We start from the raw sequence: 18,157 nt of genomic DNA, 5'->3' as shown, positions 1-18,157 counted from the left end.
TGTCACAAAACCCGTTGTTTATTAATACGGTGCAAAATGAGATTTTTGATCTATCTCGAGTATTTTTTTGCAGTGCAGTTTCATAAAATTCACGATTCTGTCATGATTCTCGACCTAGTATGAAGGGACAAAGAGAGAAGAAAATATGACTAAAAAGAATAAGCCGACAAAAATAGTGTTGGCACACATCAACGACACCCACTCATACTTTGAACCAACCTCGTTACAGCTATCACTTAAAATGAACAACCACATCATTGAACCTTATGTCAGTGCTGGTGGCTTTGCTCGAATTTCAACACGCTTCAAACAAATAGAACAAGATGCCCAGCGTCAGAAGGTTGGAACCTTGTTCTTGCACGCTGGTGACTGCTTCCAAGGCACGTTGTACTTTTCCTTATTCAAGGGAAAAGCCAATGCCGATTTGTTGAATGCCCTTAATATAGATGCCATGACGCTCGGTAATCACGAGTTAGACATGGGTAATGAGCCCGTTGCGATTTTCGCGAAAAGAATCAAATTCCCGCTGTTGGCCGGTAACTGGAATCTATCGAATGAGGGTATCAATAAAACTCATACGCTAGCGGACAACGACATTGTTAAGCCTTATCGGCCTGAAACACGAAGTGCTTCTTTTATAACGAAAGAGTTTGATGGCGAGAAGGTCGCAATATTCGGCTTAAGCATCGACAAGATGGCAGGCATCGCTAACCCAGATATCGATACACCGTTTGAAAATGCTTTGGAAACAGCAAAAGCGACCATTGAGCAAATCCATCAAGCAGGTATCAACAAGATTGTGTTACTTAGCCATCTTGGTTACGAAGCTGATTTAGAGTTAGCAGCCAACGTAACAGGTATTGGTGTCATCGTTGGTGGTCATAGTCATCGCTTACAAGGTGATTTCTCTGATATCGGCTTAGTTAAAGATGATGAATACGGTGTGAAAATTGGCGATACCTATGTTGTGCAAGCGGGTTTCCACGCCATGAGCTTAGGACACTGCGAAATCGAGTTCGATTCTCAAGGCAAAGTGACGCACTTCAATGGTAAAAACGAACTGTTATTAGGCCGTCGACTCTTTATAGACGCGAAACTGAGTGAAGTAGGGCAAGACGATGCCCACGATATGGCGTGTGAGTTTTTAAACAATCACCCTAATATTGCAGTGTGTAAGAAAGATCCTGAGCTGCAGAGCATTCTGACGGATAAATACCAGCCGCGAGTTCGAAAGCTTCAGCAACAAGTGATTGCTCATGCAGACACTAAACTTCGCCATGTACGTATTCCAGATGCTAAAGGCCCGAGTCAACTAGCCCCCTTGGTTGCTCAATCATTTCACCATCTAATGAACAAGAAAGGGCATCAGGTTGACTTTGCCATTCACAACGCCGGTGGTGTAAGAAATTCACTGAACAGCGGCGATGTCTCTGTTGCCGATATTGCCGGAAAACTACTACCGTTTGCCGTACCTATTGGTGTGTATGAAGTAAAAGGTGAAACGATCGCTGGCATGCTTGAAGGTGCAATCAATAACGCGATTGATAATGGTGTCGTGGGCACAGGTTCAGGTAGCTTTCCTTATACACATAATTTGAGGTTTTGTTACCACAAAGAAGCGCCTATAGGACACAGGATTCACCATCTAGAAATTCACTCTGATGATTCAGGTTGGCAAGCTGTTTCTCGCAACCGTATTTACCGGGGCGCGTCGTCAGCCTATACAATGAAAGGCAAAGAGGGCTATAACGCTGTGTTGGATATGATCGGTGATGGCACGGTCACCACTGACTCGATGGCAGACTGCTTCATCGAGTTTCTGCAAGACCACCCAGAGTCGCTTCAACTCAATGAACCGTTGAATTGCATGGAGTGTTTTAGATAACTAAAGCTGATACTGATATTTAACACTATTACTTTGGGTTATTTATAAAATTGGCATTGTTTATGCTTTATCTCTGCAGGTCGCCTTCTTGTGGAGATATGCATGGATAAGAAAGATTGGTTAGATGCGGTAGCGGTTGTCGGTTGGGTATCAGTTTGGTCAGCGTTAGTGTATTTAATACCTGCCGCAGGGCTGTAAATTGCTCTTTTTGCAAATTCATTACGCAGTGCAATAGTGTGTTTGACTTGCGAATTTATTCTTAGAATCAATTCGAGTGTTTATTTGACAAAGTGGCATCAATCAGAAAGGAGCGTTTGCTCCTTTTTTGCTTTTTCCGTGCAAATTTATATAGACGAAACACAACCAGAGGATTATTATCCACGCGTTTGGGGAGTAGTTAGCGCAAGTTTACATATCGTCATCTCGTTAGGCCAAGAGTCTATCCGGTATGTAAAAGTGAAATCCCATATTTCACTTCAACGAGACCAACGCAATCACAGTCAAGATCCGTAATGGAGCTTGATATGCTTTGTTTGCGGAAGGTCTTTGTACAGTTCTTCCGCCCGGAGGAATAATGAACTCAACTCAATCTCTATTATCTACCAATAGTGAATCCTTTTTTTCATCGCCAATCATGACGACTTATGCGGGCTTTTTCCTGCTAACGGTTATTCTCGTCTCTATTGATATCTATCAGACTCGTGGCGGTAACGTTACTATCAAGAAAGCGGCAATCTGGAGTGTTTTCTGGTTTGTACTTGCGTTTTTGTTTGCTGGCTCGATTTACCTATTTTGGGACATTTATGCGCCGAACAGTGACTACACAGCGCAAAAAGCAACCGTGTCATTCATTACGGGTTACTTGTTAGAAAAATCCCTTAGCGTAGACAACTTGTTTGTTTTTGCGATGATCTTTGCTCAATACCAAGTTCCTGAGCATCTAAGACCTCGTGCGCTTCTTTGGGGCGTAATTGGTGCATTGGTGCTTCGTGCAATTATGATCGCACTAGGCGCACAGCTATTGGCGGAATATCACTGGGTGCTTTACGTGTTCGCTGCGTTCTTGATTGGTACAGGTATTAAGCTGGCATTAGACAAGGGCGAAGAGGAGAGTGTGAATACTCTGCCTGAAAAGCTACTTCGTAAAGTGATGCCGGTAACAGAGGACTTCCATGGCCCTGCATTAATGGTTAAACAGGGTGCTAAATGGGCATTCACTCCAATGATGTTGGTCATCGGTGCGATCGCAGTCATGGACGTGATGTTTGCATTAGACTCTATCCCTGCGATCTTTGCGGTAACACAAGAACCGTTCTTGGTACTTGCGGCTAACGTGTTTGCGTTACTTGGTCTTCGCTCGTTGTATTTTGTACTGCAGGGTATGATGGACAAGTTCATCTATTTGAAACCCGCGCTTTCATTCATCATGGTGTTCATTGGTGTGAAAATGCTTCTGGTTGATAGCGAGTGGGCTATCCCAACTTACTGGTCATTGGCGGTATTGGTTTCTACGATGACGATTGCGGTTATAGCGTCGGTTTATGCGAAGAAGCCAGGCATTGAACAAGTAAATTAAAAACAAATATAACTTATCGAAAAGTCGATAATGAACACGTGGCTGATGAAGTGGAAAATTTATTTATGTAAATTTTCTGTGACATTGGCCACTGTTGTTTGCGGGGTATTTGTACTAAATGCATGATTTAAACACTATATTGAATTTGTAATCACATAATCTGCATATCTATTTTGTGGCATTGTTAATGGTTTGTTTTATTAGAAAAGCTAATCCCAAAATATAATTTTAGTCATTTTTTAACCTGCAAAAGATCACCTATTATTCTTGTCATCAGAACGAAACACATTAATAAATTTATAGAGAGGCAATCATGGCTCAAGCAGTACAAATGAATACTATCGCTGTTCCTAACTCTATGGATAAGAAAACCTACTCGGTTAACTTCAAAGGATTGATTGCACACATTTTCGATATTCTTTTCGTAGACAACTCTCCACGTAGTTACTACGCAAGCGACCTATCTGGTCACATGCAACGCGATATCGGTATTAACCGTTAATCTCAGCGTTAACATGTAAATATAGAATTTTAAGAAAACGCCAGCTTCTAAAGCTGGCGTTTTTGTATCTGAAATAAACTCAATCTCTTCGTAAACTAAGCACCTGAAAGAAAAACCTAGGCATAACGGTCTGTATTTGAGCGCCATTCAATTCGCTTTGTACAAGGATCTCGGTATGTCACACGCCAAACGCAATTCATCATTGATTAAACTTTGTTTATTTGCCTTACCGATCGGCTTCTATTCCTCAGTGTCGCTTGCACAAACCTGGAGTAATGAAGGCCAGCCCGCACAGGTTATCGAGCTCTTCACCTCTGAAGGTTGTTCAAGTTGTCCACCTGCTGATCAGTACCTCAGTACTTTTGAAGACCATCCAAAACTTTGGACACAAGTTATTCCGCTTGCCTATCACGTCGATTATTGGGATTACTTAGGTTGGGGCGACAAGTTCGCGAGTAAGGCGTTCAGTCAGAAGCAACGCTTGTACAAAGCTTATGGAGTAACAAGTGGGGTTTACACACCCGGCTTTGTTGTCGATGGAAAAGAGTGGCGCGGTTACTTTAACTGGTTAGACAGAACGTTGCCTTCGCTCAAACAACAAAATAACCCCAAGCTAACGGTCAACTATAAAGGCGATACGTTCAGCGTAAGTTACGAAGGCAAAGGGGATTATGTTGCTCATATAGCTTTGCTGGCGATGAACGAAGTCACCAGCGTTAAGGCGGGCGAGAACAGGGGTAAGAAACTCGAACATGATTTTGTTGTGGTTTACGATGGTTATCAGCGTGGTGAGTCTGAATGGCAATTTAATATCAATTTTGAGCCACTTGTCGCTACACCAGACGCAGTCGCTGTTTGGTTAACCGAGCCGAATTCGTATGCACCGGAACAAACGGTAGCAGGTTGGCTGAACTAACTGCAACCCACGACAATTGTGTAGCTGGAATACTCTTAGACGAAGTTGGTACGGCGAGTATCGAGGTTCTCACATCGATAACTTCGCTTCTGACGGATATTAATCAGTGAAATAGAAGCGAAAGGGCGATTTAGTTACGTAATACTGCTGAAATACGTTAATATAGCGCGCTATTATTTTAGCTTTGAGTTCCTGCAATTAATGACTAACACCACTACACCAACCAACTTCTCTGATCTTGGCTTAATCTCTCCTTTGATGGCTCGTTTATCTGAGCTTGAATACCAACAGCCAACGCCTATCCAAGCGCAAGTGATTCCAAGTGTGTTAGCAGGACGCGATTTAATTGCAGGCGCAAATACCGGTTCAGGTAAAACCGCAGCATTTGCACTTCCACTGTTACAAAAGATTCATGAAGATGCCCCTCTGGACCGTCGTTCAGGCAAAGGTAACTTTGTTTCTGGCCTTATCTTGGTTCCTACTCGTGAACTTGCTAAGCAAGTGGCTGACAGCGTTAAATCTTACGCTGTGCATTTCAATGGCGCGATTAAAACGGTTTGTGTGTTTGGTGGTGTATCGGTAAACACTCAAATGCAGGCGCTACGTGGCGGCACTGATATATTGGTGGCAACACCGGGTCGTCTGCTTGACCTTATTTCGAGCAACGCTATCAAACTAGATAAAGTGAAAACGTTAGTGCTTGATGAAGCTGACCGAATGCTAAGCCTAGGTTTTACCGAAGAACTTGATGCAATCTTGAAGCTCTTGCCGAGCAAAAAACAAACCTTGTTGTTCTCTGCAACTTTCCCAGAGCAAGTTAAAACGCTGACTCACGAACTTCTAAGCGATCCAATTGAAGTTCAACTTCAAAGTGCCAATGCGAGCACACTGGTTCAACGTGTATTCGAAGTAGAAAAAGGTCGCAAGACAGCGTTACTCGCACACCTAATTCAACAACATGAATGGCGCCAAGCTCTGATCTTCGTTAATGCGAAGAACAGCTGTGAGCACCTAGCAGACAAGCTTTACAAGCGCGGTATCATCGCAGAAGTATTCCACGGCGATAAAGGGCAAGGTTCACGTACTCGTATCCTAGAAGATTTCAAATCTGGCGAGATTGACGTTCTGATCGCGACAGACATCGCGGCACGTGGTCTGGATATTGAGAAGCTTCCAGTGGTAATCAACTTTGACTTACCGCGTAGCCCGTCAGACTACATGCACCGTATCGGCCGAAGTGGTCGTGCAGGTGAAGTTGGTCTTGCGTTATCTCTGATCGATCACGAAGATTACCACCACTTCAAAATCATCGAGAAGAAGAACAAGATTCGTCTTGAGCGTGAGCAAATTGAAGGCTTTGAAGTGGATGAAGAAGCGACAGCTGAACTGATCGCAGCACTAAAACCTGTTGCGCCACCGGCCGGTACTGGCAAGAAGAAAAAGAAGAAGAAAGCTCCAAAAAACCAAGATGTGTGGCTGAACAACAACTGATCTTGAGTCAGCAAGCCATATAAATCAATAAGTAATAGACATTCAAAAGGTGCTTAATTGCGCCTTTTTTGTGTCTGTAGGGCTGGGATTTGAGTCGTTAATAAACGACTGTTGCAGTGTTAAACAACCCGATAAGCCGTTCGAAGGATAGCGTCCTCCATAAGAGATTCGGCGATTTAACGCTTTGCTCATAACCTGTTCGGGTTTTGAGCAATTGGGTAACCGCGTGAAGACCTCGATTAAACAATTAGTGCTGGCCACTTCATTTTTCCTGTTTACCCAACACTCTTCTAGTGCTGCTGAATTTGAGGTTAAAGGGGTTAATAAAACTCTCACCGAAAATGTAGAATTATATTTAGAACCTTTAGCCGATGTTCCTGCATCACAGCTATCGAAAACGAAGCTATCTAAACGTATTCAAGATGCACTCAACCCTTATGGTTATTATCACCCACAGCTCGATATCGACCTCAATGATTCTGATAACGTGATCATTAACATCGATTCTGGTCCTGTCATGCGCATCGCAGAATCGATAGTAAAAATAACAGGTGAAGCTAGCCTAGATGCGGAGTTCATCAATATACTCAATCAAAGCAAGTTAGGCTCAGGTTTAACTTTGTCTCACCAAGAATATGACCAAACTAAGCGTGCGATTTTCTCTTTAGCAAAGCGGAAAGGTTATTTTGACGGCAGGTTTATCGAGTCAAAGATTGAAGTTATTCCTAGCGAGAACATCGCGAATATACACTTGTATTTTGCAAGTGGTCCACGCTACAAGTTCGGTTCTATAAGTATTCCTGATGATGGGGTTGACCCTACTCGTATCGAGAAAATACCCACCTTTAAAAAAGGTGATGACTTTGACACCATCAAGTTAGGTGAACTGCAATCTGATTTGTCAGACACTCAATGGTTTCGAAGTGTCATCGTACATGGTGACTTTGACAAACTTGATGACAACCTAGAAGTTCCAATTGAAATCATTGCCGAGCCAAGTTCTCGAAATATCGTGCAGGTCGGTGGCGGCTATTCTACAGATCTCGGTTTACGCGCCTCTCTCAGTTGGTCAAAGCCTTGGTATAATCGGAGAGGCCACAGCTTTGAAACACAGACATATTTGTCTGAACAGGAGCAATCACTTCAGTTGGGGTACAAAATCCCCACAGAGAAAGTCACAACGGATTACTTTGGTATTCAGTTTGAATCGAAACGAATTGATCATCGAGACACCAATAGCTTTACAAACGATCTTAAGTTCGAACGTTACTGGCAATTAGACAGTGATTGGCAAAGCACCATTTATGTCAAATACTTGCACGAACAGTACCGTCAGGCGTCTGAGGAAGAGCAATCGCAATTACTGTTACCTGGCATCAGTTTTTCTCAGGTTGATCGTAAAAATGATCAGTTGGAGCTCAATCATCGACACATCTATTCTGTCGAGTATTCTGACCCTAGTCTGTTCTCTGACTCAAGGCTGTTGCGGTTGGAAGGAAACAGTGTCCTTTCATGGGATATTAGTGACAGGCAGAAGCTCCATTTCCGCTCCAACGTAGGCATCAACATTGCCAAATCATTATCTGATGTGCCGTCGTCACTGCGGTATTTTGCTGGTGGCGATGGAAACCTGCGAGGTTATGGTTACGAATCTATCTCCCCTAGAGACGAGAATGGTGAACTAACGGGGGCACGTTATATGTTAACTGCTGGGCTCGAATATCAGCATCAAGTCTATCGTTCAATTTGGTTGGGCGCATTTCTTGATGTGGGTGATGCATTTGATCAACAAGCGGATTGGAAGCGTGGGACGGGCGTGAGTTTGATTTGGAACTCACAGTTAATGCCAGTTAAGCTCGATTTTGCTTACGGCTTAGATGCGCCTGAAGGCGACGAATTTCGTATTCATTTTTCCTTGGGTACTCAATTCTGATTTTTGTACGCTGTTTATGCACTCGCGAGGATGCGAACCATCTAATAGGATTCAAGTAAATCGAAAGAGCGTAATAACCTTTGTGCTTTAGCAAACACAAAGGTAAAAACAATGAAAAAGCTACGATTCGGTGTATTTGGTAATATGGGCCCTGAAGCAGATGCTCTGTTCCAAGATATCGTCGCCAAGAAAGAAACTGAACACGGCGCACTTAAAGACTAAGACCACATGGCCATGATAGTGGTGAAAAACTCAGATATCCCCGATCGATCTGAAGTGATTAACGAAGGCGGTACCGATCCTGTGCCTGAACTGATTGAGTCAGCGTGCATTTTAGAACATGCCAATGTTCAGTTTGGCGTAATGACCTGTAACACCGCTCATTACTTTAGACCTGAGGTTCAAAAGCACACCAACGTTTATATCGTCGACATGCTTCAAACCACCGTTGATCAAATCAAAGAGCAGAACTCTGAATCTGTTGTTGGTATTTTATGTACCAACGGCACATACAATTCGGGAATCTATGATCGTTACCTAACGGACGCGAATCTGGTGTTCGTTAAGCCAGATTCCTTTGAGCAAGAGCATAACGTGCATAGTGCTATCTATGGTGAAGTAACCGGTGAGATGACAGAGTGTGGACAAGCAATCCGAGAAACCAACGGGATCAAAGCGGGCGAGTTTGAGCGTAATGCCGCACTGCTTGCTGTAGCGATTCAATCCATCGTAGAGAAGGGCGTTGATACGGTTATTTGGGGATGCACGGAACTTCCTTTGGTTAGAAAGCAACTTGAAACGGCATTTCCAACAGTCACTTTTATTGATCCTATGGAAGCGGTAGCTGAGCGTGTCGTTGATATTTACCGTCTCGCTGAGCAATATGTGGAGCGTGGACATGTGGATTACAACATTAATGATGTTAATTCGATCTTCACAACGCTTGATATGGTGAACTACGTAGCCCAAAGAGCGATGACCTACCGTCTATAAGCTCAGATACGTGTATTTGAAACATGAGAAAGCCGCGAATTACGCGGCTTTTTTACATTTGGACTGGAGAAAATTAAAAATTAAGATTCGAAGCTGAACACTTAAAGCTCGAACTCGCCATTCATTTTTCGAAATAACCAATCAGGTACCTTGTTCCATGAACTGTAGTTCGGGTTCTTAGTATGGATTTGTTCCTCTGAAGCCCAGATGGTGTCACCTGATTGTTCTCGCGACACAGCCCAGAACAACTCCTCTTTCTGACGTGTTAAGTAGTGTGTCACTTGCTTCGCAAACTCTTCACTGTCAACCAACACTCCAAACTCAACGTTGAGAAAGTCTGATCTTGGATCGAAGTTAGAAGAGCCAATATAGGTGACACGCTCATCTAAAATTACTGTCTTGTTGTGGTAGTAGGTATCAACATGAAAGTAGTGATCATCATTGATCGCTTGGCTTTTGTACTCATAGATACTTACGCCCTTGTCGAGTAGAGTCTCACGGTGTTTTTCGTAATACGCAGGCACAAAGCCCGAATCATTAGAAGCCGATGAATTCGTCAGTAAGGTGACTTCGGCTTCGCTCTCTCTAAGTGCATCGACGAATACAAACTTGTTATCGCTTGGCACCATATAAGGCGTAGAAATAATAACCTTAGAAGGTGTCGGTACTTTTTGCTTCATCAAGTGTTCAATACGTTGGCGAAAGTAGGGCTTGTTGTCATTGAGTTTCTCCAGTGAGTCAAATACCGGCGTGACAGAGGCTGAAATGAACTTCGGTTGGTTTAAGCTCTTTATCTGCCTTTCGACTTCAGACGTGATCAATGCTTGATTCTTTTCACCTTTGTTCAACGCTTTGGTGAACGCTTGGTATTGCTCTTTCTCTTTGATTTTAATGCGTTCTTGAATTGGCACTACATGCTCACTGTTCCACAACGCTTGGTAGTTTCGGTCGAAAGCAGCAATCACGTCGCCTTTAAACAGCACATCCATATCAAAGAAGTTGGCACTTTCGCTGTAGCCAAAGTAGTCATCACCGATGTTGCGCCCACCGAGGATCATCGATTGGTGATCAACGTTAAAGTATTTCTCATGCAGTCGATTATCTAACTGTTTTTGATGAGTAGAGAAGTTGAGCGCACGACCAATCCAGCCAGCTTTACGTGACTCAAAAGGGTTGAACAGTCGAATCTCAATATTGGCGTGTGAGTCCAACTCCGCAAGCCATTTGTCATTGAATACCAACAAGTCATCCAGTGTGAGGCGCACGGCCACATCGCGGTCAGCGGCGTGTTTCAGCTCGTTTAACAGCATCAGACCCAGAGTGTCGTTTTCCCAAGAGAAGTAAGTCATATCAATCGAGTGTTTTGCTTGGCGAACCAGATCAATGCGGCGCGCAAAGGCTTCAGGCGCACTCGGGATCAAATAGACTTCGGCTTGATGTTCTGTGCTTTGCCAGTTAGCTTCGAAGTCAGGTTCAACATCGGGGTAAGGTTGGGCACATCCTGTGACCAAAGCAATCAACATTATTGTGCATGCTGTTTTTAGTTTGCTAAGTGTCATAACTAACCTGCGTTTAAACATAAAATTTGGATATAGAAACGGCCAGCGAGCTGGCCGTGTTTTTTCGTGGTCAATTTTTGTGGTTACTTGTCTTCACCTGTATCTTCATCGTCTGATGTTAGATACCACAGGGTTAGTTTTTCGTCATCTAAGTGAGTTAAACGACCTTTGTCCAACCATGTTTCGGTACTAAGATTGTTGCGGTAATCCCAGTTTCCCATTGAGTATTCACTTTCATTAATACCAGTGCGATCAATTACAAGCACATTGTCTTCACTAGCACTATAAGGGTGCTGGTTAAACAAATCTCTACTGAACCAAGCGCGCGAGATTTTATTCATCAGTGTTCTTTCATTGCTGCTAGGGTGTACCTCACTTCCATCGAATCGAACTGATTTATTAAAAATAAAAGGAAGTTCAGAACTGTTACATGTTCCAGAAATACAACCAATACTTTTGATTAAGCTTGGAATTGCTCCCAAAACGATTTCTCCATCCTCGAATAACTTCTCGGAACTCCACATATTGAACGTTGGCTGTATGTCAAAATAATACATAGTACTGGTAGTTTCGCTGCTGCTCGCTAAAGTGCGTGACGGCCCAGTAAATAAAACATCGTTTAGTAGAGTTTTAAACTGCTTCATATTGTCAAGCGTGCCACCGATTTCGATCTCTGGATTAGGATAGTAGTCTGATAAATTTAACAACGTGCTAGATCCAGTTTCTCCCCCCAAGCTAAGTAACTCACCAAAAAACAACTTGGTAACTATGCCATAAGCCGTAAGGCCAGCCTCGGCTTGGTTAATAATCTCTTGTTCAGACATGGCTCCAATATTATTTAGTAATTGCTTTTTATTTGTATCGTTTTCTAACCAGTTAATCATTCCAATGGAAAGGTCATCAATATCGTCTTGAGATAGAGAACTAAGTTCACTATTTCCCCCACATATTAGTTCTATATCGATCAAGCCAGATTCACACAGCTCTGAAATTATCATTGGAGCTAGAAATGTAAGACTTGGTAGCATACCAAAGCTGTTTGATTCATGAGCGTTAACACCAATGACTGTCGGTATTTTTAGACCTGTTTGAACAGGTTGTTGAGTTAAGTGGTAACCTTTTATATCAGTCCCAAAAGTCTTCTTTTTATATTCAACATATGGTGCAAACGGCATAAGTGCAGACATAGGAGTGTTGTCAGAAGATAATAAATTTAAAGGGTTAGTCGGATCTATGCCGATCGATAGCTTCAACCAGCCTAAAATTTGATTTCCTGGATCAGATATTTTTGCTTGTGCTTTCAAAATGTCTTCTACATCACTCGTTCTAGATAGGTCGTAATCTTCTGTTCGTTCTTTTGCTACATCATAACTAGCATATTCATATCCATAGGGATTACTTTGCATGATCGCTTGTTGAAAGTACGAAGAATTAGGGTCGTCTACGTCCAAGATATCTTCATCTTCCATTAAGATACCTATAGACATTGCTCCAGAACCTTGCCCCATAACAGCAATGTTCTCGGTGTTGCCACCAAATTTATCAATATTTTCCTTCACCCATTTAAGAGCGTTTTTTTGATCGCGTATCCCGAAATTTCCGCCTTCTGGGTTAGCTTTACCATCGACCCATTTACTACCCAGTAGACCTAAACGGTAGTTAAAGCTTACATATATAAATGACTCATTAGTGATGCCATTCTCACTTCCTTGAGCAACCACTGTATCACCGTGCACAAGTGCCTCAGAACCTGAACCATACTCAAAGTCACCACCGTGGATGAATACATAAACTGGTAGGTCTGCATCAGCATCTACGCCTACTGGACGCCAAATGTTCAGATTCAAACAGTCTTCAGATGTGTTCTGTGAAACGGTCTTCAATTGAGGACAAGCATCACCAAACGACGTTGCTTCAACAATGCCTTCTGAATTGAGCAGCTCAGTTAAGTCGACAGGATTGCTATGTTCAAAACGCTCTGCATCGGCAAACTTAATGCCTTTAAAAGACTCAACAGAAGCCAGCTTATCGTCTTCGGTATTAGATGTAATAACCAGCTCTTCTTTGGTCGCAGTAACCATCACATCGCCGATTTGAGTAGTAAACGTTTCAGCAGGGGCAGGTACGAGAGGTTCAGGTTTATCTGGCTTTGGAACCGTTGGTTCAACGTCTGTGTCACAGCCAGCAAGAGCGGCCGCAATAGCGAGTGCGATGAGAGAACGATATGCAATAGTCATAAAAAATGTGTCCACAATAGAATTCGGTAAAATAACGAACCGCGCATCGATACCGTCAAACCTGTAGATCCATAAGGTGATGGCTCCGTCTTTGGAGCATTTGACGTTGTGTTTCTTCGTGTGTTATCTACTGGATAACCAACGTTGGCGCGTTTTCATTTGTATGATGTCGACCTAATACAACGTAGGTTCACATCAGAAATTTGGTTAGATTTAGTCTAAAAGCGATAGCCAAGGTTCAATGTCACAGCCGAACGAGTTTCACCTTTGTTGTACAACACGGTCATGTTGTAATGCTTGCCAATCTGTTTGTTGACTCCGGTTAAAAATGCCCACTGGTTAATGTCGACACCAACGTCGTAATCAAACTCAATATCGTCTGTCTTTACAGTACCTTGCATACGTGAATCTAAACCTTGGTATTCAGCACCAACGAAGAATTGAGCGCGATAATCAACTAATTGGTAGCCCAACATTGGCTGAATCGTGACAATGCCGTCACCCCAATCATCCATCCCTTTCAGACGGGTTTGTGAATAGGTGCCGGTCAGTGATGCAAAGAACTCTTTGTAACCAACAGATAGTGTTGTACCCGCACCGCGTAAGTCATATTCGAGATGCAGTGGTACATTTAAACGCCCACTGTTACACAGTGCTGATACGCCCTCGCACAGTTTGTCACCTAGACCAGGTAGTTTGTTATTGAGTTTATCTTGTAGATATTCTCCCGCAGCGCCGGTGTAAGAGGCATCAACATTCGCGTCAACGTTTACCTTTCCTACATATCCGAATACATTCCAGAACGGCAGAATATTCACATCACCACGTATTGAAAGACTTTCTGCTTTAACCGTTGCAACGCTATCTTCAGGGTCGAACAGGTCATTCAAGCGCACACCGCCAATCACGTAATCGGTCATAGGAAGGTTCATGTCTTGATTGCGATAAGCAACTGAAACACCGAATGGTAATGGCAAATCGATACCTTGACGACGCACCATGTCACCCATTAAAGGGAATACTCGATCTAACTTAACACTCGCTTCTTGCATACGAGGATCTGAAACTTCTTTTAGACGCTCTTCATGCAGGACATTAACGCCGTTGTCGTCTTCATAAATTGCGACGGGTTCAGTTACAGCGCTCATGGTCATCGGTTTCGTTTTAGACGTACCCTCGATGTTAGTTGTCTTACGTTCAATAACGACTTTACCAGAGTCTAACGTTTGGAAATCAATCACTTGGTAATACGTATCGACTTTTGACTTACCAAGATTAAATGGCTTGTCGTTGGTGATTACCATGCGTTTTGGTGTGCCGCCTACAAGTTCAATATCAACATTCAAGAAACGGAAATAGGCGATGTCTTGTGGTAAGCCGTATTTCGAATAGTTGAAGCTAATGGTCACGTCGCCGTTGTCTTTTTCATTGACTTTCACTGACGATGGATCGAAGCTTTCTGCATAATTTCTTAGTCGATACTCAGTGCGCGTAAACTCTTCAATTTCATCGATCAGTTTTTCGTTTTCATCCAGCTCTTGCGGGTTGTATTTGACGCGCAGGTCGATGTTGCCTTTGCTGTCTGTGTTTTTTATCAGATAGACGCTTGAGTCACGAACCTCATCGCCAATTTGTATGGTTCGATGTGCGTGTTCAACTAGGTGTTCGCCCTGTACGAGCGAACTGATTGCTAGCTTTGGTAAATCATGACTGATGCCATATTTGTCAAATAGTGCTCGACCTTTTTCCATAACTTCGCTGTAAGTATTGGTTTCTGCCGCAGACGCAAAATTGGGGGTGGTAAGTAATAGGGCGCTCGCTAACACAGAAAGAGTATGGGTCTTACAGGCGCTGGTGCGTATTTCAAAAAAACTCATGACGGTTTCCACGCTGAGTGGCCTCAAACCTTCGAGACTCAAACAGTCGATGTAATACTGAACGTCGTGTTCAGTTGTTATGTATTTATCCGTTAGGATTGCTAGTGTGAATGTCGCGACTAAAAATGCATTGCGTCAATCAATGAGAGGATTTTAATAGGAGGTGGCAGATCGCGTTAATCGCTTTTGATGGACGCTATCCTCACTTAGTAATAATTAGCATTAATCAATTGATTTATAATGATTTTCAATAGATAAAAAAACGGCCTGTGAAGTAAAAATACTTGGCAGACCGTTTTGTTGTGAGTTGTTAAGCGCATTTAGTTCTAAGCAGCTACCCTCACTCTAAATAGATCAGTAAACAACTTCGCTATCATCAGAATAATCAAAATGTTTACGAGCATCAAAAGTGGCGTTTCAATTCCATAAACAGGTGTGAGGTTGAGCGCACCAGATGTGAGAACAACTAATAAGTTAATACCCAATATTCGGTGTACCATGAGCTTAGGTGTCGCGAACACTTTCCATATCACCATAATGTTAAGGAAGTAGAATAGTCCCAGCTCCCATAGTTCTGTCATTAATGGCATCACAAAGATGTATTGCAACAGAACCACCGACCCTGTACCCAACACACCATAAAAAGCGTCCTTAATAACGCTTGGTGGCATGGTCGGCACCATAGAAGAGAATACACCGGCTAACATAGGAAATATGAAACCACCTGGAACTGGAAGATAAATCCAAACCAACAGCGATGTGATAAACATCGACACGCCTTGCAGCACTTTGCGCCCATCTTCATTCAAATGTTCAACAAACGTGCGATGTGCATGATGCCAAGACACGTCTTTATGATCACCTATGACATTGAGTTCACCCTCAACAAGAGATTGTTCTGGTGTTAATACATCGAACGTCTTCAAGTTGTGAGTAAGAACTGCCCATTGGATATCTAAGTCTGATTCGCTGTTACTTTGTTTGAGTAATGTATCTTGGATATGTGCCATTTCATCGATACGCAAGCGCCATGTTTGGATGTTCTCTTTAAGGTGGTAGCTTCCGGTCAGTGGCAGATCTAAAAGTTGATACAGCTTATCAATATTCGCGGTGTTGCTTTCAAGTGCGGCAATGTCGATGTTGTCTGTTTTTTCCATCGCAACTAACAACGCTTGTTTACTGGTTTCGAAACGTTGTACAAAGTTGAGTTCAGTATTCACTGGCCACACGATGCGATACACAATAGAGAACACAACAACACCTAATAGTGTTTCTTGAAGTCTAAGTACAGCAAAGTGAAAGGTGGTTTGGTTATCAAACCCGCCCAGACAAGCAACAATCGAACACACGGTAAATCCTATTGAAAAGATGTAGCCGTATTTCTCGTCACTAGACATGAAAATACAAGTGCCCAAGAACACGGTAAGAAATGTTAGAAACAAAAATCGATCTTGTGAAAACATCGCAATGAGGAAAAAGGCATAACCGGTCCCTAACAAGGTTCCCATTAACCGGTTATGGCCTTTGTTTATTGAATGGGCGAAGCTCTCGTTCAATGCCATCACTGCGACGGCTATCGCAGCCCAATACGGTTTTTCCCAACCAAACCACAACGCTAGGCAGATTGCGATAACTATAGAGAGTGCGACTTTAATCGCGTCTTTAGTCGATGCAGTGAACATAAGAATCACCTAGCTATTTTTGATTATTTTGATCGAGGCAGTCATACCAACACGCAGTTGTACGTCTTCTGGTATTTTGTCTAACTTCACTTTGATAGGGATGCGTTGAGCTAGGCGTATCCATTGGAAGTTTGGATTCACGTTTGGCAATAAATCATTACCTGTGCTGCCGTCTTGCTTCGCGATACCAAAACCAATACTTTTGATATGTCCTTCTAGCTGAACATTGTTGTGCATCATTAAGGTCACATAAGCAGTGTCCTGAGCATCGACACCGACTAAATCAGTCTCTTTGAAATAACCTTCAATCCAGAAGCTATCTTCATCAATTAGCGCAACCACAGGTGAATTCGCGACAACTTGAGAGCCAACACGTAGGTTCAGATTGGTGATATAGCCGTTAGTAGGCGCATATACCTTGGTGTACTCAAGGTTGAGATGTGCTTCTTCTACGTTCGCTTTTGCCAGTTCGACATTTGCGGCGCTGGTTTCTACCGCGTTGTTCAAGTTGTTTAGTGTCAGCACGGGCACGGCACCGGGCGTTCTTTTCTCTAAATTCAACGCGCGTTGCTCTTCGTTTTTGGCTTTGGCGAGTAGGGCAAATGCTTGTTTTTGAGTCGCAAGTGCTTTTCTGTAGGTCGCCTTGTAAATACTCGGATCGATCTCAAAAAGAAGATCGCCTTTTTTTACCTTCGAGTTGTCTTCGACATGCACTTCAATGACTTGACCCGTGACTCGAGGTGTAATCGAGACGATATAAGCGCTGACTTGTCCGTCTCTGGTCCATGGGTTACTTGAGTACGACTGGTAATAGCTATAAACCACAGTTCCCGCAGCAGCCAATAATAAAAGTGTGATGAGATAACGTTTGATCACAGTAAGTGCCTCAAAAAATGGTAATAAAATGGCCGATAGCGCCAGTAAAAATCACGATCAAGCTCAGTTCTGCTATTGCAGGAAAGGCGACGTACTTATGAAGGCCAAACCGTGTCGCGATTGACCCTGTTAGCATTGTCAGTATGTAAGCCAGTGCGATAACCAATAACAGCGGTGGGAAGTAGACTTCATCCCACACAAGCTCATGCGGCATGGTATTCATGGTTCTGTTCTCTATTTGTTTGATGAATGCAACGGTAACGGAGTTCGATTTATTGTGATAATCGCTTATAGAGGATCGTACCCATCAAAATCCAACTTTATTCGGTGATTATGCCAACTGCCTCTTTGTTGAGAGCCGTAAGCCAGTAAAACAACGGTAGGTAGGTTGTCGTTCTTGAAGTGGAAACACTTAATTGAAATTGATTTCGAAAATCATCTACTTTTGCCGGCTTAAGATAAATCCATTTAAAACAATCACTTAAGATGTAAATTGCACTTCAAAAACTATGCGAACAGTTAAAGTGATGATTTGATCCATCAAATGGGATTACATAATAAAACCTTTTGTTCTTAATATTCGGTTCGAAGCAACGAGATGCTTTATTTATTTTGAATAATCCAACAAAT

At 42.8% G+C, this 18,157-nt stretch carries 13 protein-coding genes; 7 read left to right on the top strand and 6 right to left on the bottom strand.

Annotated elements, in window-relative coordinates; translation table 11 throughout:
- Positions 1-145: 145 nt before the first annotated feature.
- From AB4351_RS03820 to AB4351_RS03790, 7 genes are all read left to right on the top strand, one after another.
- Positions 146-1,885 carry a bifunctional UDP-sugar hydrolase/5'-nucleotidase gene (locus AB4351_RS03820; protein WP_372125095.1) on the top strand — a complete coding sequence of 580 codons (1,740 nt, stop codon included), beginning with the start codon at positions 146-148 and terminating at the stop codon, positions 1,883-1,885.
- Between the two features lie 574 nt (positions 1,886-2,459).
- The gene (locus tag AB4351_RS03815; protein ID WP_017059813.1) at positions 2,460-3,461 is read left to right on the top strand and encodes a TerC/Alx family metal homeostasis membrane protein; all 1,002 of its coding nucleotides are present in this window, start codon (positions 2,460-2,462) and stop codon (positions 3,459-3,461) included.
- A 313-nt stretch (positions 3,462-3,774) separates the two neighbouring features.
- Entirely contained in the window at positions 3,775-3,963 is a 189-nt protein-coding gene (locus AB4351_RS03810; RefSeq protein ID WP_017059812.1) for a hypothetical protein, read from the top strand.
- A gap of 175 nt (positions 3,964-4,138) precedes the next feature.
- Positions 4,139-4,879: a DUF1223 domain-containing protein gene (locus AB4351_RS03805; protein ID WP_017059811.1), complete on the top strand. Its 741-nt coding sequence runs from the start codon at positions 4,139-4,141 to the stop codon at positions 4,877-4,879.
- Between the two features lie 201 nt (positions 4,880-5,080).
- A complete protein-coding gene (locus tag AB4351_RS03800) occupies positions 5,081-6,370 on the top strand; it encodes a DEAD/DEAH box helicase (RefSeq protein WP_017059810.1) in 1,290 nt (429 codons plus the stop codon).
- A 214-nt stretch (positions 6,371-6,584) separates the two neighbouring features.
- On the top strand, positions 6,585-8,303 hold the full coding sequence (locus AB4351_RS03795) for an autotransporter assembly complex family protein (protein ID WP_102319724.1): 1,719 nt from the start codon (positions 6,585-6,587) through the stop codon (positions 8,301-8,303).
- A gap of 228 nt (positions 8,304-8,531) precedes the next feature.
- Positions 8,532-9,296, top strand: coding sequence for an aspartate/glutamate racemase family protein (locus AB4351_RS03790; protein ID WP_017070494.1), 765 nt, complete (start codon positions 8,532-8,534; stop codon positions 9,294-9,296).
- Between the two features lie 101 nt (positions 9,297-9,397).
- On the opposite strand, the gene AB4351_RS03785 is transcribed toward AB4351_RS03790, so the two are convergent.
- The 6 genes from AB4351_RS03785 to AB4351_RS03760 form a co-directional block, all read right to left on the bottom strand.
- Complete coding sequence (locus tag AB4351_RS03785; protein WP_029235238.1) at positions 9,398-10,855, bottom strand: phospholipase D family protein; 1,458 nt, start codon at positions 10,853-10,855, stop codon at positions 9,398-9,400.
- Positions 10,856-10,938: 83 nt separating this feature from the next.
- Complete coding sequence (locus tag AB4351_RS03780; RefSeq protein WP_372125094.1) at positions 10,939-13,092, bottom strand: carboxylesterase family protein; 2,154 nt, start codon at positions 13,090-13,092, stop codon at positions 10,939-10,941.
- A gap of 218 nt (positions 13,093-13,310) precedes the next feature.
- Positions 13,311-14,969 (bottom strand): hypothetical protein, encoded by a 1,659-nt coding sequence (locus tag AB4351_RS03775; protein WP_104216369.1) that lies wholly within the window; start codon positions 14,967-14,969, stop codon positions 13,311-13,313.
- A 326-nt stretch (positions 14,970-15,295) separates the two neighbouring features.
- The gene (locus AB4351_RS03770) at positions 15,296-16,651 is read right to left on the bottom strand and encodes an FUSC family protein (RefSeq protein WP_102319722.1); all 1,356 of its coding nucleotides are present in this window, start codon (positions 16,649-16,651) and stop codon (positions 15,296-15,298) included.
- 9 nt (positions 16,652-16,660) lie between these two features.
- Positions 16,661-17,527, bottom strand: a complete 867-nt coding sequence (locus AB4351_RS03765; RefSeq protein ID WP_017059803.1) for an HlyD family secretion protein — start codon at positions 17,525-17,527, stop codon at positions 16,661-16,663.
- A 10-nt stretch (positions 17,528-17,537) separates the two neighbouring features.
- A complete protein-coding gene (locus AB4351_RS03760) occupies positions 17,538-17,750 on the bottom strand; it encodes a DUF1656 domain-containing protein (protein ID WP_017059802.1) in 213 nt (70 codons plus the stop codon).
- Positions 17,751-18,157 lie beyond the last annotated feature (407 nt).

This window comes from Vibrio sp. 10N.261.51.F11, assembly GCF_041471665.1.
Classification (GTDB): domain Bacteria; phylum Pseudomonadota; class Gammaproteobacteria; order Enterobacterales; family Vibrionaceae; genus Vibrio; species Vibrio crassostreae_C.
This window is presented reverse-complemented; position numbering and strand designations above follow the sequence as displayed.